Raw genomic sequence first — 25,575 nt, 5'->3', positions numbered from 1 at the left:
GGCGCGCCCTCGCACGGAGGCCCTCACGGCTCCGTGCGGAAGGGCACCCGCACCTCTTGCGCGAGCGGATTGCCCTGGGTGTCCGTGAGCAACGTGCGCAGCACCAGCGTGTAGGCCGTGCCCGGCGTGAAGGCGCCCGCGCTGGCGCGCACCGTGACGGTGGAGGGCACGTCGCCGCGCTCGAGGTCGTCCTGCCCCTCCGGCTCCGCGGGCACCCACACCTCCAAGGGCACCTCCGCCCGCCCCTCGAAGACGGCGATGCCCGGGCGCAGCGTGCGCGCGTCCATCCGCTCAGAGAAGAGGATCTGCAGCGTGCCGCCCGCCTCCAGCGTGCCTCCGGCGCCCGGCTCGGTGGACACCACGTCCGGCGGATCCGCGTCGGCCGCGGCGAGGAAGGGCTCGCCGGGCTCCAGACACGCCGCGCATCCCAGCAGCCCCAGCCACAAGAACCGGCGCATCAGCGGCACCCCTTCTGGGCGAGGTTCGACTCGGTGTGGCACTTGAGGCAGGCCCGATCATTGCTCGCCGCCACGCGCTTGCACGCCGCGGAGAACCCATCCGGGTGCGGGTTGATCTGCCGCCCCGTCATCCCCGAGTGGCACGTGAGGCACGACTCCTCGCGGTGGCAGGACACGCACGACTGCATGTCCCGCGACGCCGCGACGCCGTGGTGCTGCGGCCCGGGCACTTCCACCCAGGCGTTGTAGTCCGGGTGCACCTTCACGTTGCGCGCGCGCAGTGAGCGGTCCGAGTTCTGCCCCACCCCCGAGCGCTCGTGGCACGCGGCGCAGAAGGACTGCGCGCGGTGGCAGCTCGAGCAGCGCGTGGAGTCCTGGCGCGCCTGCACCGGGTGCAGGGTGATGAAGTCGTTGGGGTGCACCGACAACGGCTTCTGGAGCGCGTCATGGCACGTCTGGCAATAGGACTCGGTGTGGCACGACAGGCACGTGCCCCGGTCCATCGACGCGCGGTTGCCGTGGTTGAACTCGTAGCGCGGGCCGTGGTCCAGGCCGAGGGGATCTCCCTGCATGGGGCGCAGGATGCCCGAGGGGAATGTGAGCTGGAGTCGCCCCGAGGGCTGCTTCAAGTGACAGGCGCCGCACTCCTTGGGCGCCTGGTGGCCGTCATGGCACTTGAGGCACGTGGCCATCTTCGGCAACTGCTGCCGCGTGGCGAGCTGCACGTCCGTCATGGCGCCATGGCACGTCGCGCAGTCCACCTTCTTCTGCACGTGCAACTGGTGGTTGAAGTTCAGGTTGGCCGGGGGGGCGTCCAGCTTCGGCGGCGCCAGGTGCACCGTGGCGTCGAAGCCCGGGTGACACACGTTGCAGGCCGACGGGGGATCCGTCTTCGCGCCCTTTTTCGCCGCGTCGAGGTCGTGACACGTCTCGCACTCCTCGTGGCCCGGCAGGTTGCGATCCTTCACCGAGGCACTCGTCCGGGCGCTGTCATGGCACGAGGTGCACTCGGCCCCCGCCTCCAGGTGCTGCTTGTGATCGAAGCGCACGGGGATGCGCTGGGCCGGGTAGATGGCGAGGCTGCGCTCGTTCGCGGTGGCCGCCCACGCGAGACCCGCCACCACCAGGGACAGGGCGACGAGGCCCAGGACGATTCGGGACTGGCGCTCCATCTACAGGCTCGCCTTCAGATCGAAGAGGAAGAACACCTTGGTGTCCCAGCGGGTGTAGGGGTTCACGTTCTGCTCGAGCACCAGCGACACGCGCGCGGCCCGGGTGAGCGCCTGGCTCGCCCAGAGCTGCGCGCCCAGGAAGCCACCCGCGAGCAGGGGGTTGAAGCCATCATGGATGTACGCCGCGCTCAGCCGCCCATCCACGGTGGTGCGGCCCTCGCCGAAGCCGTAGCCCGCGGTGAGATCCGCCCAGAGCTGCGTGCCGCCATAGCCTCCGCGCACGGACACATCCAGCGCGGAGCGGAAGCGCTCCCTGCGCAGCGCCGCGCCCGCCGAGCCACCCATGGTGAAGGAGGGCTGCCCGCCCGCGGCCTTCGCCGCCTCGGCCAGTTGCAGCGAGCTGTTGAGGACGGTGTGGTAGAGGCTGCCCACCGCCTGGACGTAGTAGCGCAGGGCGCCACGCGGGAAGAAGTCCACGCGCACGCGCGCTTCGTCTCGGGGCGCGTAGGCGAACCAGTACCAGATGGAGTCGGCGGAGAAGACGGGCGAGAGGCGCATCGCCTCGCCACTCACGGCCAGGTCCTCCGCGTCCCAGCGCACCTGGAGCCGGGCCTGCGCGGGCTTGAGCTGCAACAGGTCCACGTCCACGCCCGCCACCGCGTTCAACCCCAGGCCCCGTCCGAAGCGGGCCTCCGCCGTCGCGCGCTCGACGTCCGTCTTGCCCGCCAGCAGCGCCCGGCGGTAGCCCACGGACGCAGACACTCCCCGCACGTTCTCCAGCAGCAGCTTCGCGCCGTACACGGGCTCGAGCGCCGTGAGCGTCGGGTCCGCGCCGGCCACGCCCTGCTCCATGCGCCGGGTGTCGCTCTCGCGCACGCCATCCGGCTGGTACACCGAGGAGGACAGGAACCCCGCCCCCTTCACCCACAGCCCGCCGTACACCTCGGCGCCCACTCCCACCGGGCTCACGTAGCGCAGGCTCAGTCCGTCGAAGGCCAGGATGTCCGACACGTCCCCGTAGAGCTGCCGGCCGAGCCGCCCCTCGACTCCGCCCACCCCGTAGCGCACGAAGGCATGGAGCAGGTCCGCGTCCTCCGAGCGCATGCCGTCGAGCTTCGCCGCCTCCCCCCGCGGCATGCCGAAGTCCGCGAAGACACGCAGGTTGGACTCGAAGCCCAGGTCCTGCCCGGTGACGAGCTCATACCCGGTGACTCCCAGGTACTGGACGATCCGCCGGCGCGGCAGCAACACGGGCTCGCTCGGCGAGGAATCGCGCCAGGAGCGGATCTGATACACCTGGGCCTCGGTGCGCGCCTCCACCTGGAACGCCGAGGCCGAGGCCAGCGACGAGCTGAGCAGCACCGTCAGCAACCCCGCGCGCTGGAGCCCGACCCGCTCCCAACCGCTCGTCCGTCGCCGTGTTCGTTCTTCGAATGGGGGCGTCAAGGTCCGGGCATTATAGAAGCGCTTCGCGCCAGGATGTCGTGTTTTACACATCCCCCTCCTCTCGCAGCCGGAGTCCCGTGGTGGAAGACGTCAGCCCCAACCCCGCCCCCCCTTCCGAATCCAGGCCGTTGGATCCGCTGGGCGTCGCGGTGGCCGCCACCCTGGTGGTGTTCCTCACCTTCCTGCTCGTCTCGCCCGTGCAGGTGCTCAACCTCGCCCTGGGCGTCTGGTTCACCCAGCTCTTCGTCTTCCTCGGCGGAGGCTGGCTCGTGCTGAGCGCCACCGGGCGGGCCCCGGCGCGCTACACCGGCCTGTCCGCCTGGAGCGTGGGGCCGGCGGCGTTCGGCTTCGTCCTCGGACTGGCCAACTTCTTCGGCATCATCGCCCCCGTGCAGTACCTGGCCCAGCTCGTCCTGCCCGAGTCCTGGAATGACTACGACGTGTCGGGCATCTTCCTGGGACAGTCCCCCGTGGAGCTGGCTTTCATCGTGGCGGGGCTGGGCATCGGCGCGCCCCTGTGCGAGGAGTTCTTCTTCCGGGGCGTCTTCTTCCGGGGGCTGCTGTCGCGGGGCGGCCCCCCGTGGCGCGCCCTGTTCTTCTCCGCGGCCCTCTTCAGCGCGTTCCACCTGGACCGGATGGGCTTCGTGTCGCGCCTGGAGCTGGGCCTGCTGTTCGGCTGGCTCCTGTGGCGCACGGGCTCGCTGTGGCCCGGCGTCCTCGCGCACGCGGCCAACAACCTCGTGTCCACGGCGCTCTTCTTCGGCTCCCGGCACCTCGAGTCCGAGCCGGCTCCCTCCCCCGGCGACGAGGGGCGGACGGTGGTGCTGCTCGCGCTCGGCGGCTGCGCGGTGCTGCTCGGACTGCTGTCCGCCGCGCGCCACTTCCCGGGCCTGTTGGGGGGTCCACTCCGTCCGCTTGAGGAGCGGGAGGCCCCCGAGCCGCCCGTCCACCTGGAGCCCCCGACGCGGCTGCTGCGCCGCGCCTTCCCCTGGATGATGACCGCGACGCTGGTGCTGGGTGCCTACGTCGTCCTGGATCCCGTGGGCATCGAGCTGAGCCAGATCGATCTGCGCTACCCGCTCGCCCCCGTTCCCGAGGACGCACCGGATGCCCTGCACGCCGAGCGCAATGCGCTCTATGAACTCCGGGTGCGCGCGCGCCGGGGCGAGACGCCCGTGGGGGAGTACACCCAGGAGCGCCGCCGGCAGTCCCGGCAGTCAGGAGGAGGCCGGCCCCCCGTCCTTCCCACCCCGAACCTCCCCCCATCGAAGGAAACCCCGTGAGAACCCTTTCCGCGACCCGTTACGTCACGCCCCTGCGCGAGGGCGGCTCGTGCCCCGCCATCGTCGAGGCGGAGGACTCGGGCATGTATGTCCTCAAGTTCCGCGGCGCCGGCCAGGGCATCAAGGCGCTCGTGGCGGAGATCCTCTCCGGAGAGCTCGCGCGTGCGTTGGGCCTGCGCGTGCCCGAGCTCGTGCTCCTGGAGTTGGATCCCGCGCTTGGCCGCGCCGAGCCGGATGGGGAGATCCGCGACCTCATCAAGGCGAGCGCCGGGCTCAACCTCGGCATGGACTACCTGCCCGGCTCCATCACGTTCGATCCCACCGTGCGCCCCACCCCCGGGCCCGCCGAGGCCTCGGCCATCGTGTGCCTGGACGCCTACGTGACGAACGTGGACCGCACGCCCAAGAACCCCAACCTGCTGTGCTGGCACTCGGCGCTGTGGCTCATCGACCATGGCGCGTCGCTCTACTTCCACCACTCCTGGGACGACTACCTCGAGCGCAGCCAGAGCCGCTTCCCCGCGGTGCGCGACCATGTGCTGCTGCCCTGGGCCTCGGCGCTGCCCGAGGCGCTGGCCACCCTGCGCGAGCGCGTGACGGCGGAGCTCATCCACGGCATCGTCGCCCGCGTGCCCGAGGCCTGGCTCGGCCCCACCCAGGAGCCGCGCTTCACCACCGTCACCGAGCACCGCGAGGCCTACGCCTCCTTCCTGCTCGAGCGCCTGAAAGCAGCACCCGCGTTCATCGAGGAGGCCATCCGTGCCCGCGCGCAGCTCGTTTGACTACGCCATCATCCGCGTCGTGCCGCGCGTGGAGCGCGAGGAGTTCATCAACGCGGGCGTCATCCTCTATTGCCTCACCCACCGCTTCCTCGGCGCGCGGGTGGAGCTGGACACCCGCCGGCTCGAGGCGCTCGCGCCAGGCACGGACCCGGAGACGATCCTCCACCACCTGGCCTCCATTCCCCGGGTGTGCGCCGGAGGCCGCGCGGCGGGCCCCGTGGGACAGCTCCCCCAGAAGGAGCGCTTCCACTGGCTGGTGGCTCCTCGCAGCACGATGATCCAGACGGGCCCCGTGCACTCGGGCCTGTGCGAGGACCCCGCACAAGCGATCGAGCACCTGATGCGACGGATGGTGCTGCCCCCCAGCCCCTGAGCCCCCTCGCCTCCCCGGGCCCGGCTACCGCCCGGGGCCGCCTCTCTGCTACAACCTGGGATGTCTCCTCGCGCGCTCGCGTGGAACCCGGAGACGAGCAGGAAGGCCTACCGTGGACGCTGACTGGATCACCTGCCCACACTGCGCGCTCAAACACCGGCCTCGGGCCCAGGCCCTGTGTCCCCGTTGTGGACGCACCTCGATGGTGGCCCGCGCGTCCATGGCCGTACCCACCGTCGCCCCCGTCCCCGTGCGCCGGGCCCCGGCCATGCCCACCCCCGCGGCCGCCGCGTCCGAGTACGTGCCCAGTGTGGAGTACCTGCCGGAGATGGAGCCCGCCTCGTCCGCGAAGCTCTCCCGGGGAGCGCCCGCCCCGGCCGCGCCCGCCGAGCCGGCAACCTCCACGCTCCCCCTGGCCGGTGGCCTGCTGCTGCTCAACGCCGTGCTGCACGTCTTCGAGTTCCTCTTCCTTCCCTCCATGTCCACGAATGAGTCCCTCCGGGCCGTGCAGCTCGCCGGGACGCTCGTGGGCGTGGGCGTGGACACGCTGCTCGGCATCGGGCTGCTGCGGGACAAGGGGCAGCTGCGCGTGCTGGCCCTCCTCCGGCTGTTGGTGGGCCTGTTCGTCTTCGGAGGCATGAGCCTCTACCAGGCGCAGTACCTCTTCACGCTCGTCGTGTGCGCCGTCTCCTGCGGCGTGCTCGCGCTCGTCTGGGGCAAGCCCTCGGCCTTCCTCGGGGGCGTGGCGCTCACCGCCGCGCTGCTCGGCATGACGGTGGAGAGCATCGGCTTCGTGCGGCTCTCCGCCTCCCAGTCCCTGGAGGATCGCGCGCGCATCGCGCTGCGGCCGGACCTCGAGGGCAACCGGCTGCTGCGCGACAGTGTCCTCGTGAGCCACCGGTTCGGCTACAAGCTGCCCATCCCCTCGGACGGGTGGTACCGCCACAAGGCGAACCTGTCGGCGCCGGAACCCAACGTGGACCTGTGGCTGTCGCATCCGGACGTCAACGGCAACCTGATGGTGGCCGTGCGCGAGTGGAATCCGGCGGAAGCCGCGGATCTGCTCCAGGCACGGGACGTGGCGCTGCGAGACCTGCGCACGCGCCATCCCGACTTCCAGGTGACGGGCACCTCCGAGGGCACCAGCCCGGGCAACAAGTCGCGCATCGCCACCGTGAGTGGGCACGGCACGCGCGGCGGCAAGCCCTTCCAGTTCGAGGTCTCCGTCTACAAGACAGGCAACCAACTGCTGCGCGTGACGGCCTTCGCCCCCGCCAACGTCTTCGAGGCGCTGGAATTGCCCCAGTCGACCACGAAGCTGCGGCCGGACTGATCAGGAAGCGCCGCGGCCGCCCGGGCGCTGCCGCGCGCTGTACGCGAGGATGGCCTCGGCCGCGCGGCGGTAGCCTCCCGAGTCGAGGACCTCCCGCTGCAGGGTCCGCGCCTTCTGCCGGAACGCGGGCTCGCTCGACACCCGCTCCACCGCGTGCCGCAGCTGCTCCACCGTGACGGTCTCCCGCTGCAGGGCCAACCCCAGCTCCAGCTCGGCGACCCGCGCGGCGTTGAGCGGCTGCTCGGCCATCTGGGGAATGACGACCACGGGGACCGCATTCGCGAAGGACTCCATCAGGCTGTTGGCCCCGCCGTGGGTGACGAAGACGGACGTGCGCTCGAGCACCTCGAGCTGGGGCACCGAGGGGCGCACGAGGAAGTTGGCGGGCACCTCACCCAGCTCCGCCACGTTCACCGCGTGCCCGGTGGAGAGCACCACGCGCCAGGGCGTGCCACCGAACGCCGCGAAGCACATCCGGTAGAACTCCGGCCAGTTGTTGAAGATCGTTCCCAGCGAGATGTAGAGCACCGGCCCGCCCTCGAGGTGCGCGAGGGGGAAGTCCCCGGTGTCCCCGCGCGCCCGGATGGACGGCCCCACGAAGACGTAGCGCTCATCGAAGCTCTCGCCTCCGGGCTGGAACGAGCGCGGCACGCAGACCAGGTTCAGGGGCTCCTCGTGGCGCAACATGCCCCAGAGATCCATCGGAGGCAGACCGTACTCCTGCTCCAGGGCGGCGATGTCCTTGCCGGCCTGCTCGAACAGGCCCGGAAACATCGCGACCCGGCTCTTCAGGAAGTCCAGGCCCGCACCGGCGCGCGGTGCCACGACCATGGTGGGACGGAAGAGGACCGCGGGGATGCGCAGGTGGTTGGCGAGGATCTGCCCCCACAGGCAGAGCGGATCGTAGACCACGTAGTCGGGGCGCTGGGCGCGCACGGCCTCGAGCAGTTGGGAGAGCACCGCGCGGCTCTCCGCGGGCATGCGGGCCGGGAGGAACCCCACGGTGCCGGACTTCAGGCCCTCCTCCACCGTGCTCTCGTAGCGATGGAAGCGCGCGCCCGCCCGCTCCACCTGGGGACGGAACGAGTCGGTGAGGTAGTAGGTGATGTCCTCGCCCCGATCCACCAGCTCGCGCACCACGGGAAAGGTGGCGTTGGTGTGCCCGTGAAGGGGGACGTTGAAGAAAGCGCCTCTGGCCATGTGAGCCTCCGTGTCCGTTCGCGGCGCGGACTCCACCCGCCGCAGCGGCGATGAACGGTCAACCCTCGCGGATCCGGGAGTGACCCGGCCAGCCCTTTCTCCGTGAGGGCTCCACTCCGGATGCCCCGGAAAGGACTCCGGTTTTCGCGAGAATTGGAACTGGGGAGGCCGTGGCCTGGGCAAAATTTAAGAGCCTGAGAAATTCGGACGAAACTCCGAGGCGCCCGTTGCGACAATTGCTCCAGGAGACCTACATGTCCATCCATCGCATCCGCCAAGGCGACACCCTCTCGGCGCTCGCCGCCCGGTACAAGACCAGCGTCTCGGAGCTGGCGCGCGTCAACAAGATCGCCAACCCGGACCTCATCTACGCGGGAAGGACGCTGCGCATCCCCGGTCACGACGGGAGGGACACCTTCGAGCCCGCCAGGGGCCGAGGAGCCCACGGCGGCAGCGGCACGAGGGGTTCGGGCGGCGCGGGGCGCAGCGGCGGCTCGCAAGGCGGCGGGCAGGTCCAGGGGAGCCGCGGTGCCGGGAGTCCGGGCCAGGCGACCGCCGCGATGCGCAGGCTCGCGGACGCGGGCCGTGCGGCCGCGATGAGCATCGGCGGGTACAACAGCCAGGGCCTGTGCGCCACCGGCGTGAGCAAGGCCATCCAGAACGCCTTCGGCTTCAAGGTCTGGGGCAACGGCAACCAGATCGACAACAACCTGCCGCGTGACAAGTTCAAGCAGGTCAACATGTCGCTCGAGGAGGCGCTGAAGATTCCGGGCCTCGTGCTGACCTGGGAGAAGACCTCGACACGCGCGGGCAGCATCTACGGCCACACCGCGATCACCACCGGCGACGGCCGCTCGTCCGTGAGCGACTTCATCGAGCGCAACACGCTGGGCGCCGGTGGCCGCACCGGGCTGAAGATCTTCATGCCGACGATGTAGCTCCGCCGTCCGGCGGAGCACCGTCGCGACGTCAGGGCCCCCGGTTCTCCTGGAACCTGGGGCCCTTTTCCTTGGCGGCGCGCGCTCATGCGGGGACCCGCCCACTCCGCGCCGTCAGAGGATCTCGTACTGCATGGGAACGTTGCCCAGATCAGTATTGGCAATCGCCGAGAAGGCGCCGTAGGTGAGGTCCAGACAGACCGGGGGGCCAAAGCCGCCGCGGTCATTGATGGTCACCGTGACCGACCTGCCCTGGTAGGTCACCCTCACCTGGGTACCAAACGGCAGGGAGTTGTGGGCGGCCTTGAGCGCCATGCGGTGGAAGGGCTCACCACTGGCGGTCGGCCATCCCTCGGGAATCTCGCCCTCCGCCCCGTACCAGGTCACATTGCACGTGGCGATGGGGCCTCCACCCCCCTGCGACAAGCCAGAGATCGTCAACTGCTCCCACGGTCCCAGCGCGGGGCCATACGCGGCCACCGTGCCGCCGCCGCCGTTCTCCGCGAGCACCCAATGGCCGGTCGTCACCGTCTGCAATCCGACGATGTCGCCGTTGGAGATCACGCCGCTCCCGTTCTGCTTGACGATGCGGAACGTCTCCCAGCTGAGGCGATTCCAGGTGGCGGCGTTGAGCGTGGAGCCGCCCCCGTCCACGGCCTGGAAATACTGGCCGTTTCCCGCGCGAATGAAGATCGTGTCCCCACTCTCGAGGGCCCCGCCGTTGATGTCCTCGAGCGTGAACTTCTCCCACTCCAGCGCGGCCGTCGCCGTCGCGAGGACCGCGCCACCGCCATTGTTCTGGGCGCCAATATACCGGCCGCCGAGCACCGTCTTGAAACTCACGCCGGAGGAGAGCAACGCACTCGAGGAGGCCGCTGTTGCGTCGTCTTGCCCATCAGACGAACCGCTCGCCAGATCACACGCGCTCATGGAGAGCAGGATTGCGCTCGTGGCATGAAGGAGAAGCCTTGGATGTCTGCGATGGAGCATGGAGCCTGCCTTGATTGGATGAAGGTGGAGTCTTGCCACCCGGCTCTAGAGGCTCTTGCTACGATATTCGGGTCACATCGAACCCCAGTGCCCCGAGCAGCGGCCGACGACGTCACCCGCTCTGGGGGAGGAGAACCCTTCATGAAAGACATCCCCACGAAAGACCTCCTGCCCCGTCTCTGGCCGCGGGCGGTGACCCGCCGGCGCTTCTTCGGCTTCATGGCCGCCGCGTGCGTCGCCGCCGGCCTGAGCGCCTGCGACGACGACGATGCGCGGCGGTTGCAGGCCACCTGGACGGCCGCACCGCAGAACTACAACGAGACCATTCCCGTGCCGGGGGTACCGCCACCGGAGCCGCAATCATTCCAGGACCAATCCATACGGCAGGTGATGCGGGTATCGGCCGGCGGGGACAAAGTCCGGGTAAGGGTGTCGAATCTCTTCGGCACTGCTCCACTCACCCTCGGCGGCGTGCACATCGCCCGCGGCACCGGCGGCGCATCCATCAATGCCACCACGGACACCGTCCTGCGCTTCGGTGGTCAGGAGTCCGTGACAGTCCCCGCCGGCCAGGAGGTCTGGAGTGACGAGACGCGCTTCTCGCTCCCGTCCCAGACGGACGTGGCGGTCACCGTGTACGTGCCCCAGACGACGCCCGTGGCGACGGTGCACTCGCAGGGACAGCAGACCATCTCGGTCGCGGCCGGAAACGCCCTCGGCAGCGCGACCTTCACCCCAACGGAGACACGGCAGTCGTACTACTGGGTGAGCGGCATCGACGTGCGCGACGACGATGCCCGCGGAGTCATCGTCGCCTTCGGGGATTCCATCACCGACGGCGCGGGGTCGACCGTGGATGCGCTCAACCGCTACCCCGACTTCCTCGCGCGTCGCGTCGCGGCCGACCCGGCGCTGAAAGGGTTCAGCGTGGTCAACCAGGGCATTGGGGGCAACCGGCTGCTCCACGACGTCATCGGGGCCCGGGCAGTGGACCGCTTCCAGCGTGACGTGCTGGGCACGACGGGGGTGACCCACACCATCATCCTGCTCGGCATCAACGACATCGGCTTCGGAGGCTTCGTACCGGCGCAGGCGGTGACGGCCGACGAGATCATCGCCGGGCTCCAGACGCTGGTGGACCAGGCGAAGGCGCGCGACGTCGAGGTGTTCCTGGGCACCCTGCTCCCGCTCAAGGGCATGGCCGCGCCGTACTACAACCAGGAGACCGAGGCCAAACGGCAGGCGGTGAATGCCTGGATTCGCGCCAACACCGCACAGGCCCAGGGCATCATCGACTTCGAAGCGGCCATGCGCGCCCCGGCCGACCCGCTCCAACTGCGTCCGGAGTACGACAGCGGTGACCACCTGCACCCCAACGGGGCCGGCTACGAGGCGATGGCCAATGCCATCGACCTGGCCTTGTTCCGGTAGGGGAACCCGTGCTCCAGCGCGCGAGCGACGCCCGTAGGGCCGCTCGCGCCAGTGAGCGCTCGAGAGCGGACGTCATGGGTGGGTCAGGCCGCTGCGTTTGTCGGCTTCTGCTCTCGTGCCGCTCGCCGGAACAGCAGGGCGGAGGCGAGCCACAGCGCGGCGAAGAAGCCCGTCAGCACGAGCAGGCCGCCCGGCCAGTTCGGCGCACCGGCGCCAGCGCCGCCGATCAGTGCGATGAGGGCCACCACCACCTGGGCGAGCGCCATGGCGAACAAATCGCGCGCCATGCCAGCCGGATGGAAGCGCGCGAGGATGGCACCGATGACGCCAACGGCGAGCACTCCACCAAACATCAGGTTGGCGTCATTGTCCTCGCTCCCGATGATCCCGACGGCGGCGTTCAACCAGACGAGGAGAAACGTGCCCGCGAGCGCAACGCCGACGGCGGCGCGGTAGGCGGCGCTGCGGGTCTTCCTCGCCAGCAACTCATAGGTGCCGCCGACGCCGGCCAGGAGCGCGCCGAAGAACGCGAAGTCGGCCCCGTCCCACTTCACCTCATCGGTGAATTGCATGGCGACCAGCGGCAGCAACATCAGCGCCCCGGCGCATGCCCAAGCGAAGATCCGCAGTCGCTGCGTGCGCTGCCCGCGACCCTGTTCATAGACGTCTGCCATGTCCGTGCCTCCGTGAATGTTGGCAAAGACTAATCCTCCCCACCGCGGTTGGAAGCGATGCTTCGGAGGAATATCCGTGCAGAAGCTGTGCAGAGGCGGGTGAAGCACAGCGGCCCGCCATGAAAGCTCGGGGCGGGCCGCCGCATGGACAGAACGAGAGGTGTTACCCGCACCGAGGACTCAAGAGACACCACCCTCACCCGTTCAAGGACTTCTCGGACCGGAGCCGGTCGACCGCGAAATCGACGAAGGAACGCACCCGCGCGTGGGCACGCCGGCCCTCCAGGTACACGACGTGGATCGGAATGGGCGGAGGCTCGAACTCCTCGAGCACGATCTGGAGCTTCCCCGAGAGCAGCTCCGGAGCGATCTGATAGGACAGCACCCGGGTCACCCCTCGCCCGGCGACCGCTGCCGCGATCGCGACCTCGGCGGTGTTGACGATCAGTTGCGTGGGGGGGCTGACCGTCTGGACCCTCGTCCCCGACGCGAACGACCAGGCCTGCGGTGAGGCGGTGGACGAGAACGTGACCGCGTCGAAACGCGACAGCTCGGCCGGGGTGCGTGGGACGCCGTGCTCGGCCAGATACCGGGGAGAGGCGCACACCACCCGCCGCACCGAACCCACCCGGACCGCGCTCAACGACGAATCCGGTAGATGAGCGATCCGCACGGCGACGTCGAGCCCCTCATCCACGAGGTCCACGACGCGATCGACGAGCAGCGTTTTCGCCGTGACGCGCGGATGCCGGGCCAGGAAGTCGAGGAGGATGGGCGCGACGAACATCCGCCCGAACATCATGGACGCGGTCACCCCGAGTTGCCCGCGTGGCTCGGTATGGGAGCCCGCCGCTGACGCCTCGGCCTCCTCGATTTCCCCGAGGATGCGCTTGCAGTCCGCGAGGAACCGGCTGCCCGCCTCCGTCAGGCGCACGATGCGCGTCGTGCGATGCAGCAGGCGGGTGCCAATCCGCTCCTCGAGCGCGGCGATGGCCCTGGTCACGGCTGGCGGTGACATCGCGAGGCGCCGGGCCGCGGGCGCGAAGCCTTCTTCTTCCGCCACCGCGACGAACACCCGCATGGTCTCGAGTCGGTCCACACCATCATTCCGCGAGGTGGAACGGTGCCTTGTCAAGAACGCGCATTCCGCTCACGGGCGGCAACGAGCATCTTTCCCTTCGAAAGCGAGGCTCATCGCCCATGACCGTTCCCGTCCGTCCCCTCCGTTTCTATCGCTACGCCCTGTCTGGCCATTCACACCGGGTCGAGCTGTTCCTGTCCCTGCTGAAGCTCCCGTCGGAGTTCATCGACGTCGATCTCGCCAAGGGGGAGCACAAGACGCCCGGATTCCTGGCCAGGAACCCGTTCGGCCAGGTGCCGGTGCTCGAGGACGGGGAGGTGGCGCTGGCCGACAGCAACGCCATCCTCGTCTATCTCGCGACGCGGTACGATCCCTCGGGGCGTTGGCTTCCGCGAGAGCCGGTCGCGGCCGCGCGGGTGCAGCAGTGGCTCTCGATCGCGGCCGGGCCGCTCGCGTCGGGTCCCGCGGCGGCGCGCCTGGTCACCGTGTTCGGCGCGAAGCTCGACGCCGAGCGCGCGAAGGCGATCGCCACCCAGCTCTACTCGGTGCTCGACCCGTATCTGGCCCCCAGGAGCTTCCTCGTCGGGGAGGCACCGACCCTCGCCGACGTGGCGCTCTACTCCTATACCGCCCACGCCCCCGAGGGGGGCGTGTCCCTCGAGCCCTACGGCAACGTCCGGGCGTGGCTCGCGCGCATCGAGGCGTTGCCCGGCTTCGTGCCGATGCCGCGGACGCAGTTGGCGGCCTGAACCCTGGAGCCTGACATGTCCCAGAGCACCCCACCGAACATCCCCGGTGCACCGCTGCCGGGTTGGTCCCACGAACGGTCGCCCTTCCACGTCGGCGAGCAGGCCATCCAGGAGCGGGCCGGAATGCGTGCCCGCCTCGAGCAGATCGGGCGCAAGGTCATCCGCTCGTTCATGCCGGAGCAGCATCGCGAGCTGTTCCGCGAGCTGCCCTTCCTGCTCGTGGGCAGTCTGGATGGTGAGCGGCGTCCATGGGCCTCCCTCCTCGTGGGCCGGCCGGGCTTCGTGGCCTCGCCCGACCCGCGGACGCTCGTGGTCTCCGCGTTCCCCGGCTTCGGAGATGCCCTGGGCCAGAACCTCCTCCCGGGCGCGCCCCTGGGCCTTCTCGGTATCCAGCTCGAGACGCGCCGCCGCAACCGGATGAACGGAACGGTGGTGGAGAGCAGCGAGGGCCGATTCGTCGTCCGGGTCGAGCAGAGCTTCGGCAATTGCCCGCGGTACATCCAGGCACGGGAGCCCGTCTTCGTGGCCGAGCCCTCCCGTGTCACGGAGCCGCGACCCGTGCGGAAGGAAGGCCCGCGGCTGTCTGGTGCGAGCGTCGAGCTCATCGACCGCGCGGATACGTTCTTCATCGCCACGGCGTCACCGGCCGCGCGCGGGGACGAGCCGGTCGAAGGTGTCGATGTCTCGCATCGCGGTGGCAAGCCCGGCTTCGTGCGAGTGACGGAGGAGGACGGCCGCACCGTCCTGACGGCCCCGGACTTCAGCGGCAACTTTCTCTTCAATACGTTTGGCAACCTGGTCCTCAACCCACGTGCGGGTCTGTTGTTCGTCGACTTCGCCACCGGTGGGCTCCTGTCGCTGACCGGTGAGACCGAGATCGTCTGGGAGGGGCCCGAGGTCGAGGCCTTCACGGGGGCGGAGCGGCTGCTGCGCTTCCGCGTCACGGAAGGCACGTGGATCGAGGACGGCGTGCCGTTGCGATGGTCCGAGGCACAGCCCGCTCCGCAGCTCGGCGCCACCGGCTCCTGGAAGGAGCTCGGGCCGTAGCACGGCGAGGGGGGCGCTACCGGCGCTCCGCCTGGCGGAGCAGCACGTCCCGCAGCAGCGCGAACGTCGCCGCTGGATCCTGCAGATGCATGTCGTGGTGCAGGTCGGGCAGCCTGCGCACATCCCATCCGAACCCCACCAGTGCCGAGGCAAGAGCCTCTGGCAACACGGCCTTGCTGTCCTTGGAGAGCACGACGGTGGACGGCACCATGGGCCTGGCGGCGGCCACCGGATGGAAGGCGATGTCGCGGAAGATGCCCGTCGCCATCCGCCTGTCGAAGCGGTTCGTCGCGTCCTCCATGAGGCGCCGCGTGCGCTCCGGGTAGCCCTTGCGCGCCGCCGCGCTCGAGCGCGCGGTAAGGAGCGCGGCGACACCGAGCGTCAGGCTCGGCACCGCCCAGAACAGCCGGCCGCCAAGCCCGGAGGTTGGCAGGCCCAGTTGGAAGCCTGGATCCAGGTACACCGCGTGGCCGGGCCGCAAACGCTCCACCGCGGCCGCGAGCACCGCGCCTCCAAGGGAGTGCCCCACGACGACGTCGAGGTCACCCGGGAGGGTCTCGACGACATCGTCGGCGAACTCGGCGAGCGACCACGAGTCCGCCCGCGGACTGCGGCCATGGCCGCGCAGATCGGGCGCGAAAACCGTCACGTCGCCCGCCGCGCGGAGCTGCTCGATGAACGGCTCCCAGGTGGACGCATCGACACCGAGCCCGTGCACCAGTCCGATGCGGCGGGGCCCGTTGCCCACGATTGTTGTCTCGAGTCGCACGGGGCGAGCCTAATCACCGAGCCCCGTCGCGGCAAAGACATTGGTGCGAAAGCAGGTGAAATGGAATCAGTTGCAGCCGCTCCCCTTGGTCGGACCGAGGTCCGCCCATTGGATGCTGCCGTCGGGGACCCCCCAGCGCTCGTTGGTATAGCTCTCGAGGTCGATCAGCGCGTCGGCGTTCCCCTTGTTCTGGGTGCAGCAACCCGAACAGTCGGAGTCGGCGCACGTGTCGAGCACGGTGACCACGATGGTCTTCGAGCCGGACTTCAAGCAGAGGTCATGGAGCTTGAGCGCGTTCATGTTGGGGAACACCGCGGCGATGTTGTGCGCCGCCACCCACGCCTCCGGCTTCTTCCCTTCGCACGCCGCGAACTGCCCTGCCCACGTGCAGCCGTTGTACTTGGTGCACTCCTCGCTGCCCGGATCCGGGTACGACGTGTAGTTGGTCTTGTTGGCGGTCTTCCAGACGAGGCCGGGAGCGTCACAGCCCGTCCCGGGAGGAGGCGGCGTCGTGCCTCCGGACAAGCCAGAGATCGTCAACTGCTCCCACGAGTCGAACGCGGCGCCATATGCGAACACCGTGCTGCCGCCGCCGTTCTCCGCCGACACCCAATGGCCCGTCGTGACCGTCTGCAGACCGACGATGTCGCCGTTGACGATCGGGCCGCTCCCGCTCTTCTTGACGATGCGGAACGTCTCCCAGCCGAGGCGATTCCAGCTGGAGGCGTTCAGCGTCGAGCCGCCGCCGTTCGCGGCCTGGAAGTACTGCCCGGTGCCCGCGATGATGAAGATCGAGTCTCCACTCTCGAGGGCCCCGCCATTGAGGTCATCGATCGTGAACTTCTCCCACGCTTGCGCGACCGTCGCCGTCGCGATCACCTCGCCGCCGCCGTTGTTTCGAGCGCCCACATAGCGGCCACCGAGCACCGTCTTGAAGCTCACGCCGGAGGTGAGCAACGGACTCGAGGCGGCCTCTGTGACGTCGTCCTGCCCGTCAGGCGAGCTGCTCACCGGAGTGCACGCGCCCGTGAGAACCAGAGCCGAGCACGCGGCACGAAGCAACAGCCTTGAACGTTCGAAATGGAGCATGAGTCCTGCCTTGTTGAACGGGTGGAGGTCGATGTTTGCCCTGACAGCTACAGAGACTCTCGCCGCTGTATTCGGGTCATCGGAATCGATGGGTGCTCCCTCCAATTGGCATGCTTGTTTTTTTGGAATCCAGGAATAGGTTGCCTCGGAGACCAAGAATTCTTTTTGGCTCGGAGGGCTTCAGGCGCCTCGCGGCCGAGCACTTCCGTTAGCCGAGCGCGCGCACGTCGGGCCGGTCGCGGTGCTGATCGGCCCAGCGGGAGAGCTCCGGGGGCAGGCGCCAACCGAGTGAGACCATCTGTGCGAGCACGGGGTACTTGGGCGCACGCTGGGGCAACGTGGCGAGCCAGTGTTCCGCGGTGACGAGCCACATGTCCGCCGCCGACCAGCCACTCCGGGCGATGGTGGGACGCGAGAGCACCGAGACGCGCTGGCCCAATGCGTCCAGCGCGCGCTGGGCGCGCTCCATCGCCTCGGTCTTCACGTCACGCCAGGCCTCGGAGGAGTGAAGCGCGTGGTAGCGGGCGCCGAGATCCGCGATGGTGTTCAGGGCGACGTCGACGAGCGAGGCGATCTCGAAGACGGCGAGCGCATCCTCGGGCTCTGAAGGCCAGAGCCGCGGAGCCGAGGGGTAGGCCCGATCGAGGTAGTGGGAGATCGCGGTCGAGTCCCCGAGGACCCGCCCATCCTCCTCGACGAGGACGGGGGTCGTCTTGAGTGGGGAGAGGCGGCGCGACTCCTCGAGGAACTCCGGGTGGGCACGCACGTGACGCAGCTCGACGGAGAGCCCCTTGTGCGCGAGTGCGAGGCGGGTACGGCGGGCGAAGGGTGAGATCTGGAAGTGGAAGAGGATGCGCATCGTCAGCGAACGGTGAGAGGGTCGACGCCTCACGCCCGTGAACCCTTCACCGGGCGTGAGGCTTCCGAACCATTGTACAGAAACCACGAAATATCGACCTCCTGGGGAGCGCCACCGTGAGGAACGGACCTGTCCACTCGAGTGAACAGGTCCTGTCCTGAGGAGAGGACAGGGAGCGAGCAACGAACACCATAAATCCTCGAAATTCATGAGGTGCATGGATGGCACTGTGATTGCTCCAGGCCCGTGCAAGGCCGCGAGGTCCTTTTCCTCATCCGAGAGCAACGCATGCACACCCTTCCCATCCGTCATCGACTCACTGGATTCATCGTGTTGTCCCTCCTCGCCGCGTGCAACGCGCCCCTGGAGGAGAGAGAGGAGGAGCTCCTCACGGGCACGCGCGCGCTGGCGCCGGCCAACTTCCTCTACCGCCAGGGCAAGCAGCTGTACCTGAATGGCGCGCCGTACCAGATGGTGGGCTTGAACGCCTTCCCGCTGACGGGCTGCGGCGCGGCGCCCAACGACGCGCAGCTCGATGCGTTCTTCGCCGGGCTGCGACCCAACGGGCTCACCCGCGCCTGGGCGTTCAAGCCTCAGGGCCTGGCGAACCTGGAGCGGGTGGTGGCCGCGGCCGAGAAGTACAACCAGAAGCTGATCCTCACCCTGGCCGATGGGCGCAGCTACTGCGGCGAGTGGGACGGCTACAACGGCTCGGACGGCAGCGGCAAGCAGAGCTCGTGGTACTCCAGCGGGTACAAGACCAACTATGTGCCCTGGGTGAAGCAGGTCGTCACCCGCTTCGCGAACTCGCCCTCCGTGGGCATGTGGGAGCTGATCAACGAGCCGGGTGACACCGACAACACCACCCTGAAGGCCTTCTTCAACGACGTCAGCACGACCATCAAGCAGATCGATCCGAACCACCTGATCAGCTCGGGCTCATGGGCGCCGTGGGCCTACGGAGGCCAGTCCGGGTTCCAGTCCATCCACGACGTGCCGAACGTGGACGTGGGCAGCCTCCACGAGTACGACTACGACTACAACAACGGCAACACCATCGTCTCGCCGCACTTCGCGCCCGCCATCAACGCGATGAACGCGCTGAACAAGCCGCTCATCGTCGGAGAGACGGGCATCAACGCCGCCGACAGCGGCTGCCGGACGAACCGCACCCAGCGCCGGGACGCCATGCGCCAGAAGTTCCAGCAGTACCTCGCGGGCGGAGCGGCGGGCGTCTTCGTGTGGACGTGGCAGGCGGCGAACGTCACCGGCTGCGAGCTCAACTTCGGGCCGAACGATCCGATGCTCCCGATGATCCGCGACTACCCGCTGGCGTCGGTGCCGCCGCCCCCCACGGGCGACTCGGTGCAGCTCAATGACAGTGTGGTGGGCACGGGCCTGGAGCAGTTCGAGTACACCGGCACCTGGGAGGCGGGCACCGGCACCGGCAAGTTCCAGAGCGATGACCACTTCTCGAACACCACGGACTCCTCCTATGTGGTGCGCTTCTCCGGCACGCGGGCGCAGCTGTACGGCTCGGTGGCCTCGCACCACGGCATCGCCTCGGTGTCGGTGGACAATGGCACGGCGGTGGACGTGGACTTCTATTCCGCCACCCGCCAGGAGCAGAAGCTGCTGTGGACCAGCCCCGTGCTGAGCGCGGGCTCCCATACCCTCAAGGTCACCGTCTCCGGCCGCAAGAACTCCAGCTCGTCCGGATACGTCATCACCGCGGACCGCGTGGACCTGACGCGGGCGACGCAGGGCGGCGATACCACCGCTCCCAGCGTGAGCATCACCCAGCCCACCGGTAGCACCGTGGCCGTGGGCAGCGTGACGGTGCAGGCCTCCGCCAGCGACAACGTGGGCGTGGCGAAGGTGGAGCTGTGGGTGGACGGGGCGAAGCTGGCCGAGGATGCCTCCTCGCCCTACTCCTTCACCTGGAGCGCCACCGCGGGCCAGCACGCGCTGGTGGCCAAGGCGGTGGATGCCGCCGGCAACGTGGGCACGAGCGCCACCGTCACGGTGACGGCCTCTGAGCAGGCCGTGGTGGTGCAGCTCAATGACAGCGTGGTGGGCACGGGCCTGGAGCAGTTCGAGTACACCGGCACCTGGGAGGCGGGCACCGGCACCGGCAAGTTCCAGAGCGATGACCACTTCTCGAACACCACGGGCTCCTCCTATGTGGTGCGCTTCTCCGGCACGCGGGCGCAGCTGTACGGCTCGGTGGCCTCGCACCACGGCATCGCCTCGGTGTCGGTGGACAATGGCACGGCGGTGGACGTGGACTTCTACTCCGCCACCCGCCAGGAGCAGAAGCCGCTGTGGACCAGCCCCGTGCTGAGCGCGGGCTCCCATACCCTCAAGGTCACCGTCTCCGGCCGCAAGAACGCCAGCTCGTCCGGATACGTCATCACCGCGGACCGCGTGGACCTCACGGTGCTCCGCTAGGCTCCCCCGAGCACGCCCTTCCCGCCAGGATGCTCGCGGGAAGGGCTACCGGGTCCACGCTGTCGAGCGGCCGCCGGCGCGAGGCGGGCTCCGAAGTGAGAGCCCGCCCGGGTGGGATGGGCCGCCCCGCGCATGGATCACGGCTGGAAGTGGAGTTCCGCCGAGGTCGCGTTCGGGTCGGCGTTGCTGTAGCCGCCCACGAGCAGCACGGTGTCCGCGTCGAGCGACGTGGCCGTGTGCTTGTAGCGATCCTGGTACATGAAGGACTGGTAGCCCCTCCAGCCCGCGCCCGGCGAGTAGAGCTCGGAGGAGTACTGGATGCCCGTCTGGGGGTTGTAGCCGCCGGTCACCAACACCTGGCCCTTCACGAGGGTGGCCGTGTGGCTCTGGCGCGGGGAGATCATCGAACCGGCCGGGGTCCAGGTGAGCGTGGCGGGATCGAACAGCTCGGACGTGGCGCTGAGCGACGAGTCCTGGGTCAGTCCGCCCACGACCAGCACCTGGCCGTTGTTCAATCGGGTGGCCGTGTGAGCGGAGCGGGCCGTGCGCAGGGCCCCCACGCTCGTCCACGTCCCGGTGGAGGGCGTGTAGAGCTCCGCGGAGGACAGCAGGGCACCGTCAGCACCCACTCCACCGGTGACGAGCACGCCCAGGCCGGGCAGCAGGGTCATGGTGTGGTTGCGGCGCGCGGCGGACAGCGGGCCCGTGGCGGACCACTGGCGCGTGGAGGGATCGTAGAGCTCGGCCGAGGCCAGCGCGCCGCCGGAGCTCTCGCTCGTGCCTCCGCCCGCCACCAGCACCTTGCCGTCGGGCAGCACCACGGCGGTGTGATCATAGCGCGGGGTGCTCATGCGGCCGGTGCGCGACCATTGGCCCTGGGCGGGATCGTAGAGTTCCTCGACGCTGGCGGAGCTGACCTTGGTGCCTCCCGCGACGAGCACCGTGCCGTCGGCCAGGAGGGAGGCCGTGTGCCCGCGGTGCGTGGCGAGGGGGGCGCCCACGGCCGCCCAGGTCCGGGCGCTGGGGTGGTACTCCTCGGCGGTGCGGCTATAGCCGCCGACCACCAGGACCCGGCCATTGCCCAGCAAGGTGGCGGTGTGGCGCAGCCGCGACTGCGTCGTGCTGGCGGTCTGCGTCGAGGTGGGGGTCGAGGCGACCACCTTCACCGTGCGCGTCGCGGTGCCCGTGTTGCCCGAGTGGTCCGTCAGCGAGTAGGTGAGGACATAGGTGCCCGGGACCTGGGTGTTGACCGTGCCCGTCGTGGGGCGGGACAGGCTCCATCCCCCGTAACTGCCGTGCATGCATAGGTCGTACACCCCGGCTCCGTACTCGACGTACTCCGAACCGACGCTCAGGGTGATCTCCGACGGACCGAACAGGTCGACATCCGGGGGCAACGTATCGAGGACATGGAACACCGTCGTACACGAGCTGCTGTTGTTGCCGAAATCCTTGGCGAACGCGGAGATGGAGATGTCACCCGGCATCTTGTAGGTCGGGTAGGTGTAGTCGACGTATTGCAGGCCGCAGTTGTCTGAAAACTCCAAGTTCGCGGGCTCGGTGAGGTAGCCGCCGCACTCCTCGATGGCCTCCGCGTCGCAGGTGAGGACGGGCGGGATGGTGTCGGGGTCGCAGCTGTCGCCCTCCACCGCCTGCGCCTGGGCATTCATCCCGGCGGGGGTCTCGGGCACGGCGGTGTCACCGCCGCACGCCGTGGACAGCCACAGACCACAGACGGTCAGGGTCTGGGGGATCATTCCATGCCAGCGCTTCTCGTGAATTACGGGTCGGCTCATCTGAACGTGCTCCTGGGCAGGGGGTCAGCGGGCGAGAGACGCCTGTCCGCACGTGTTATTTATCAAATATTTGGAGCCGATAACATGCTTCATTGGGAAAACACGTCTTCCCATCCGGCAGGTCAATCCCAGGTTGACCACTTGGAAAGTGGGCCGGGGCCTCGGGCGGGCAATCGGCGTCTGGGATGCATGGTCATCGCAAGGCGTAGCACCCCAAGGGGCCACCTTCCATCGGGGCGAAACAATACAGGTCGGGTCCCGCCCGCTCCCGCGAGCGCGTCGTGGCCTTGCAGCGCAGCCGCGACACGGGCTGGGGGCAAGAGGGCCGGAGGGGCCGCGCAGCGCGTGCGACGGAGCCGGCACTGTAATGCGCCGCTTAACAGCCCATGAAGCGGGCGACGCCTGGTTCAGCACCGAGTGCGAGCGCATACTCCTGTTGTTGACATCAAGAGATCGGAGACTCGACATGAATCCCACGTACGATTTCAAGGGTCAGGTGGCCCTGGTCACCGGCGCCGCGATGGGCATGGGGCTCGCCACGGCCCGCGCCTTCGCACAGACCGGCGCATCCGTGGTGCTGGCCGACCGCGACGGAGTTCTTGCCGCGAAGCAAGCGGCGAAGATCGTCGAGGAAGGCGGCATCGCGCTCGGCGTGACTTGCGACGTGACCGACGAGGCGCAAGTCGCCGCCGCGGTCGATAGGGCGGTCGCCGAATATGGCCGGCTCGACATGGCGTTCAACAATGCCGGCATCCAGGTGCCGCCGAGCGATGCCGCCGACGAACCGGCCGAGAACTTCCAGCGCGTGATGGCGGTCAACCAATTCGGCGTCTGGGCATGCATGAAGCACGAGCTGCGCGTCATGCGCGCGCAAGGGTCGGGCGCGATCGTCAACTGCTCGTCGCTGGGCGGCCTGGTCGGCCTACCCCAGCGCGCGGCCTACCACGGCACCAAGCACGCCGTGCTCGGCATGACCAAGAGCGCCGGTGTGGAGTATGCACCGCGCGGCATCCGTATCAATGCGGTCTGCCCCGGCACGATCGACACGCCGATGGTGCAGGACATGCTGAAGGGCCAGTCGGATGCGATGGAGGAGATCCTGAAGCAGCAGTCGATCGGCCGCCTCGGCCGAGCCGAGGAGGTCGCGGCCGCCGTGCTATGGCTATGCAGTCCGGGCGCGAGCTTCGTGATCGGCGTCGGCCTGCCGGTTGATGGCGGCTTCACCGCGCACTGAGCTGTCGCTCCAGCTCGTGCTGCTCAAGTGCTTTGACACCCTCCCGGGGCACCGTAACCCTCGGGAACGTCACGTTCCCGCCTGTAGAGCAAGTGAGAGAGCAAGGGAAGGTGCGTGAGTAATGCCGCCGCGCCATCCGGTCCGAGGGAAACACAACCTGCCTGATAGGCGCCCAGCGCCTCACCAGACCCGGCGTCTTGACCGAGCTGTCTTCCGCTCTCTGTAATCGGCGGATTTGGCCTTCCAGCTCGGGCGGATCGCCCGGAGAGGTGCGGCAATGTCTAGGCGTTCTATCGATACTCGCCCCGTGGACACACGGCGGCCCTTGCGCGTGGGGGCGCTGGCGCTGGCTGCGCTGATGTTGTTTACAGCGTGCGCCACGGGGGCCCCCATGGGCGCGGCGTACCGTTCCCCCCCGAGCGCGCCGCACGACTCGCCCGAGACGTGGGCACTGGAGTCGGAAGCCGAAGGCGGGGGCCGGGAAGAGGCTATATTTACCAAGCTGCCAACAGACTTCGCGCCGGTGCAGGTGAGTGACGCCGAGTTTTCGGCAACCATGACAACGCTTTGGCTCAACATGCCGCTTCGGGTGGCCGCGCCCCGCCCCCCGTTGTATGTGGGCCGTAGGCTGGCGTTGGCTTCCGCGCCCTTGAGCGGCAACGCCTGGCAATCAGACCTGGCTCGGACCTATGGGAAGTTTTGCGAGCGGTGCGGCACTCCAGGGGATTGCCTGACGCTGTTTGAGGATGGGTCCCACTTCCAGGATGATGACATGCGAAGCCTTGCACTTGCCCTGGCGGTTGGGCCAGCCTTGGAAGGCGTAAACGCGGAAGTGCGGGCCATGCTCGACCCCACACGAATGCTCGCGATGATTAGCATTAGCATCACGGCTTATATGGCGCTGCTGATGGCGCCAGTGCCCGAGCCGATAACAAAGGGCGCGGCCCTGGTGTTTAGCGCCGCCTTGTGGGGCTATCTCGGTTATGAATTCTTCGACCTGCTGCGGGCCTATGCGCAGCTTTACGAGGATGCGCCCCGGGCCTCTACCTTTGCGGAGTTGCGCGAGATTGGCGAGCGTTTCGGGCGTGTCATCGGTCCCAACAGTGTGCGGATTCTCGTCATCGTTGGGACGGCGGCGATAGGTGAAACGATGGCCCTTGCTTCCAAGGCCCCGAAGCTCCCTGGATTCACGCAAGCGTCGGAGAGAGTCGCGACTCGTACTGGGTTGGGCCTGATGGAGACGGCAACCGGAGCCGAGTGCCTTATTGTCTCTGTGCCAGAGGAGACGATCCGCGTGGTGTTGGCGCCTCATGCCGTGGCCATGGCGGCCCGGGGCGTTGGCGCTGGGAATCCTGCGCCGAGTCGGGGTAAGCTCCTGCCGAACGGACACAGGGCGTGGGGGTCGTTTAGTGGCTTCAAGTCAGCTATGGGGAAGGCGGGCCCCGGAAAGGAATGGCATCACATCGTGGAGCAGACTCCGGGCAACGCGAAGCGGTTCGGGGGCGAGGCCCTGCATAACACCGAGAATGTCATCGCACTAGATAAGGCGGTTCACACACGGGTTGGTGCGCTCTTTTCTAGAAAGGTGCTTAGGATTACGGGCTCAAGGATTCTGACGGTGCGGCAGTGGCTCAGCACTCAGTCTTATGAAGCGCAACGGGAATTTGGCCTGCTGGCCATTCAGAACATCAGGAACGGCATTTGGCCATGATTGATTTGCAAGGTCTTGTGGCGGAGTTTGCGCGGCATGTACAGGCAGAAACCGAGGCGGCTTGGCGAGGTGATTCCAGGACGGCGAACAAGCACGTTGATCAGTGCTTAGCCGTGTTTGACAAACTGCGGGCTCATGGTAACACCGGACGGGATGCTCTCGCGGTGCTCTTCACTCATCCACGAATGGACGTGCGTGTGTCAGCGGCGGCGCTGCTGTTGCGCCATCGCACGGCGGAAGCCAAAGCGGTTTTGGAGGAAGCCGCGAAGGGCAAAGGACTGGTCCCTTTTGAAGCATCCCAGGCGTTGAAACGCTGGGAAGAGGGTACATGGGCCTTAGACCCTGCCGACGATGAGGCGGGGCCGCCGGAATCAGCCCGCCCGGCACCGTCCAGCAAGCGCAGCCGCCCACTCACGGAACGCGCCGCGACTGGCAGACGCAGGGGGAGTAAGCGGGACAAACCGGGCGGCTGAGTCGAACTTCCCACCGAGCCGGAACAGCCCCACTCGCTCGTGCCGCGGGTCCTTCTCGTCCGCCACCTGCTGTCCCCTCGTGAGGGCGCACCGATGCGCCAGCCGCGCAGGGAAGCGGATTCAACCATTCGAGTCAAGGCGAAGGACGTGTCCTGTTAGGTGACGCGAAACAGCCGAGAGGGTGTCCGAGAATTCGAGTGACGCGACACGGCATGACGCGCGACGGAACCTGGCTC

General features: G+C 68.5%; 23 protein-coding genes. 12 read left to right on the top strand and 11 right to left on the bottom strand.

Annotation, left to right across the window (positions count from 1 at the left end):
* Nucleotides 1-23: 23 nt before the first annotated feature.
* Genes F0U63_RS20195 through F0U63_RS20185 form a run of 3 tightly spaced genes read right to left on the bottom strand, consistent with a single transcriptional unit; the run spans nucleotide 24 to nucleotide 3,076 of the window.
* Nucleotides 24-458 carry an Ig-like domain-containing protein gene (locus tag F0U63_RS20195; RefSeq protein WP_395847563.1) on the bottom strand — a complete coding sequence of 145 codons (435 nt, stop codon included), beginning with the start codon at nucleotides 456-458 and terminating at the stop codon, nucleotides 24-26.
* A complete protein-coding gene (locus F0U63_RS20190) occupies nucleotides 458-1,630 on the bottom strand; it encodes a cytochrome c3 family protein (RefSeq protein ID WP_395847562.1) in 1,173 nt (390 codons plus the stop codon). The genes F0U63_RS20195 and F0U63_RS20190 overlap by 1 nt, the downstream gene beginning before the upstream one ends.
* Nucleotides 1,631-3,076, bottom strand: a complete 1,446-nt coding sequence (locus F0U63_RS20185; RefSeq protein WP_395847561.1) for a hypothetical protein — start codon at nucleotides 3,074-3,076, stop codon at nucleotides 1,631-1,633.
* A gap of 80 nt (nucleotides 3,077-3,156) precedes the next feature.
* Here F0U63_RS20185 and F0U63_RS20180 point away from each other — a divergent pair, with 80 nt between their 5' ends.
* From F0U63_RS20180 to F0U63_RS20165, 4 genes are all read left to right on the top strand, one after another.
* A complete protein-coding gene (locus tag F0U63_RS20180; protein WP_395847560.1) occupies nucleotides 3,157-4,359 on the top strand; it encodes a lysostaphin resistance A-like protein in 1,203 nt (400 codons plus the stop codon).
* A complete protein-coding gene (locus F0U63_RS20175) occupies nucleotides 4,356-5,141 on the top strand; it encodes a HipA family kinase (protein ID WP_395847559.1) in 786 nt (261 codons plus the stop codon). Before F0U63_RS20180 ends, F0U63_RS20175 begins: the two co-directional genes overlap by 4 nt.
* Nucleotides 5,119-5,514, top strand: a complete 396-nt coding sequence (locus tag F0U63_RS20170; RefSeq protein ID WP_395847558.1) for a DUF3037 domain-containing protein — start codon at nucleotides 5,119-5,121, stop codon at nucleotides 5,512-5,514. Before F0U63_RS20175 ends, F0U63_RS20170 begins: the two co-directional genes overlap by 23 nt.
* A 220-nt stretch (nucleotides 5,515-5,734) precedes the next feature.
* Nucleotides 5,735-6,847 (top strand): hypothetical protein, encoded by a 1,113-nt coding sequence (locus F0U63_RS20165; RefSeq protein WP_395847557.1) that lies wholly within the window; start codon nucleotides 5,735-5,737, stop codon nucleotides 6,845-6,847.
* On the opposite strand, the gene F0U63_RS20160 is transcribed toward F0U63_RS20165, so the two are convergent.
* Complete coding sequence (locus F0U63_RS20160; RefSeq protein WP_395847556.1) at nucleotides 6,848-8,047, bottom strand: macrolide family glycosyltransferase; 1,200 nt, start codon at nucleotides 8,045-8,047, stop codon at nucleotides 6,848-6,850.
* Between the two features lie 254 nt (nucleotides 8,048-8,301).
* Between F0U63_RS20160 and F0U63_RS20155 the strand changes: the two genes are divergently transcribed.
* Entirely contained in the window at nucleotides 8,302-8,985 is a 684-nt protein-coding gene (locus tag F0U63_RS20155) for a LysM peptidoglycan-binding domain-containing protein (protein WP_395847555.1), read from the top strand.
* A 114-nt stretch (nucleotides 8,986-9,099) separates the two neighbouring features.
* On the opposite strand, the gene F0U63_RS20150 is transcribed toward F0U63_RS20155, so the two are convergent.
* Entirely contained in the window at nucleotides 9,100-9,828 is a 729-nt protein-coding gene (locus F0U63_RS20150; protein WP_395847554.1) for an RlpA-like double-psi beta-barrel domain-containing protein, read from the bottom strand.
* Between the two features lie 288 nt (nucleotides 9,829-10,116).
* Between F0U63_RS20150 and F0U63_RS20145 the strand changes: the two genes are divergently transcribed.
* Nucleotides 10,117-11,406, top strand: coding sequence for an SGNH/GDSL hydrolase family protein (locus tag F0U63_RS20145; RefSeq protein WP_395847553.1), 1,290 nt, complete (start codon nucleotides 10,117-10,119; stop codon nucleotides 11,404-11,406).
* A gap of 83 nt (nucleotides 11,407-11,489) precedes the next feature.
* Here the strand turns inward: F0U63_RS20145 and F0U63_RS20140 are convergent, their stop codons facing one another.
* Together F0U63_RS20140 and F0U63_RS20135 are read right to left on the bottom strand one after the other, a co-directional pair.
* Nucleotides 11,490-12,080, bottom strand: coding sequence for a hypothetical protein (locus F0U63_RS20140; protein WP_395847552.1), 591 nt, complete (start codon nucleotides 12,078-12,080; stop codon nucleotides 11,490-11,492).
* Nucleotides 12,081-12,276: 196 nt separating this feature from the next.
* On the bottom strand, nucleotides 12,277-13,179 hold the full coding sequence (locus F0U63_RS20135) for a LysR family transcriptional regulator (protein WP_395847551.1): 903 nt from the start codon (nucleotides 13,177-13,179) through the stop codon (nucleotides 12,277-12,279).
* 101 nt (nucleotides 13,180-13,280) lie between these two features.
* On the opposite strand from F0U63_RS20135, the gene F0U63_RS20130 reads away from it, so the two are divergent.
* Nucleotides 13,281-13,910: a glutathione S-transferase family protein gene (locus tag F0U63_RS20130; RefSeq protein WP_395847550.1), complete on the top strand. Its 630-nt coding sequence runs from the start codon at nucleotides 13,281-13,283 to the stop codon at nucleotides 13,908-13,910.
* A 15-nt stretch (nucleotides 13,911-13,925) separates the two neighbouring features.
* On the top strand, nucleotides 13,926-14,957 hold the full coding sequence (locus tag F0U63_RS20125) for a pyridoxamine 5'-phosphate oxidase family protein (protein ID WP_395847549.1): 1,032 nt from the start codon (nucleotides 13,926-13,928) through the stop codon (nucleotides 14,955-14,957).
* 16 nt (nucleotides 14,958-14,973) lie between these two features.
* Here F0U63_RS20125 and F0U63_RS20120 read toward each other — a convergent pair whose 3' ends face one another.
* The 3 genes from F0U63_RS20120 to F0U63_RS20110 form a co-directional block, all read right to left on the bottom strand.
* Entirely contained in the window at nucleotides 14,974-15,726 is a 753-nt protein-coding gene (locus F0U63_RS20120; RefSeq protein WP_395847548.1) for an alpha/beta fold hydrolase, read from the bottom strand.
* 66 nt (nucleotides 15,727-15,792) lie between these two features.
* Entirely contained in the window at nucleotides 15,793-16,737 is a 945-nt protein-coding gene (locus F0U63_RS20115; RefSeq protein ID WP_395847547.1) for a fascin domain-containing protein, read from the bottom strand.
* Between the two features lie 286 nt (nucleotides 16,738-17,023).
* Nucleotides 17,024-17,707 (bottom strand): glutathione S-transferase family protein, encoded by a 684-nt coding sequence (locus F0U63_RS20110; protein WP_395847546.1) that lies wholly within the window; start codon nucleotides 17,705-17,707, stop codon nucleotides 17,024-17,026.
* A 255-nt stretch (nucleotides 17,708-17,962) separates the two neighbouring features.
* Between F0U63_RS20110 and F0U63_RS20105 the strand changes: the two genes are divergently transcribed.
* Entirely contained in the window at nucleotides 17,963-20,125 is a 2,163-nt protein-coding gene (locus F0U63_RS20105) for an Ig-like domain-containing protein (RefSeq protein ID WP_395847545.1), read from the top strand.
* Nucleotides 20,126-20,262: 137 nt separating this feature from the next.
* Here F0U63_RS20105 and F0U63_RS20100 read toward each other — a convergent pair whose 3' ends face one another.
* A complete protein-coding gene (locus F0U63_RS20100; RefSeq protein ID WP_395847544.1) occupies nucleotides 20,263-21,921 on the bottom strand; it encodes a kelch repeat-containing protein in 1,659 nt (552 codons plus the stop codon).
* A gap of 466 nt (nucleotides 21,922-22,387) precedes the next feature.
* Here F0U63_RS20100 and F0U63_RS20095 point away from each other — a divergent pair, with 466 nt between their 5' ends.
* The 3 genes from F0U63_RS20095 (at nucleotide 22,388) to F0U63_RS20085 (ending at nucleotide 25,339) form a co-directional block, all read left to right on the top strand.
* Nucleotides 22,388-23,155, top strand: a complete 768-nt coding sequence (locus F0U63_RS20095; protein WP_395847543.1) for an SDR family oxidoreductase — start codon at nucleotides 22,388-22,390, stop codon at nucleotides 23,153-23,155.
* Nucleotides 23,156-23,996: 841 nt separating this feature from the next.
* A complete protein-coding gene (locus F0U63_RS20090; RefSeq protein ID WP_395847542.1) occupies nucleotides 23,997-24,866 on the top strand; it encodes a hypothetical protein in 870 nt (289 codons plus the stop codon).
* The gene (locus F0U63_RS20085) at nucleotides 24,863-25,339 is read left to right on the top strand and encodes a DUF2019 domain-containing protein (protein ID WP_395847541.1); all 477 of its coding nucleotides are present in this window, start codon (nucleotides 24,863-24,865) and stop codon (nucleotides 25,337-25,339) included. Before F0U63_RS20090 ends, F0U63_RS20085 begins: the two co-directional genes overlap by 4 nt.
* The last annotated feature ends 236 nt before the right edge of the window (nucleotides 25,340-25,575 follow it).

The organism is Cystobacter fuscus (assembly GCF_044360685.1).
Classification (GTDB): Bacteria; Myxococcota; Myxococcia; order Myxococcales; family Myxococcaceae; genus Cystobacter; species Cystobacter fuscus_C.
Note: the sequence above shows the minus strand (reverse complement) of the source record. Positions and strands in the feature narration are given on the sequence as shown.

Excerpts from the sequence above, each read along its gene's own strand:
- F0U63_RS20195 (WP_395847563.1), bottom strand. The coding sequence starts at position 458 with ATGCGCCGGTTCTTGTGGCTGGGGCTGCTGGGATGCGCGGCGTGTCTG.
- F0U63_RS20190 (WP_395847562.1), bottom strand. The coding sequence starts at position 1,630 with ATGGAGCGCCAGTCCCGAATCGTCCTGGGCCTCGTCGCCCTGTCCCTG.
- F0U63_RS20165 (WP_395847557.1), top strand. The coding sequence starts at position 5,735 with ATGGCCGTACCCACCGTCGCCCCCGTCCCCGTGCGCCGGGCCCCGGCC.
- F0U63_RS20160 (WP_395847556.1), bottom strand. The coding sequence starts at position 8,047 with ATGGCCAGAGGCGCTTTCTTCAACGTCCCCCTTCACGGGCACACCAAC.
- F0U63_RS20155 (WP_395847555.1), top strand. The coding sequence starts at position 8,302 with ATGTCCATCCATCGCATCCGCCAAGGCGACACCCTCTCGGCGCTCGCC.
- F0U63_RS20145 (WP_395847553.1), top strand. The coding sequence starts at position 10,117 with ATGAAAGACATCCCCACGAAAGACCTCCTGCCCCGTCTCTGGCCGCGG.
- F0U63_RS20140 (WP_395847552.1), bottom strand. The coding sequence starts at position 12,080 with ATGGCAGACGTCTATGAACAGGGTCGCGGGCAGCGCACGCAGCGACTG.
- F0U63_RS20130 (WP_395847550.1), top strand. The coding sequence starts at position 13,281 with ATGACCGTTCCCGTCCGTCCCCTCCGTTTCTATCGCTACGCCCTGTCT.
- F0U63_RS20125 (WP_395847549.1), top strand. The coding sequence starts at position 13,926 with ATGTCCCAGAGCACCCCACCGAACATCCCCGGTGCACCGCTGCCGGGT.
- F0U63_RS20105 (WP_395847545.1), top strand. The coding sequence starts at position 17,963 with ATGCACACCCTTCCCATCCGTCATCGACTCACTGGATTCATCGTGTTG.
- F0U63_RS20100 (WP_395847544.1), bottom strand. The coding sequence starts at position 21,921 with ATGAGCCGACCCGTAATTCACGAGAAGCGCTGGCATGGAATGATCCCC.
- F0U63_RS20095 (WP_395847543.1), top strand. The coding sequence starts at position 22,388 with ATGAATCCCACGTACGATTTCAAGGGTCAGGTGGCCCTGGTCACCGGC.
- F0U63_RS20090 (WP_395847542.1), top strand. The coding sequence starts at position 23,997 with ATGCTCGACCCCACACGAATGCTCGCGATGATTAGCATTAGCATCACG.
- F0U63_RS20085 (WP_395847541.1), top strand. The coding sequence starts at position 24,863 with ATGATTGATTTGCAAGGTCTTGTGGCGGAGTTTGCGCGGCATGTACAG.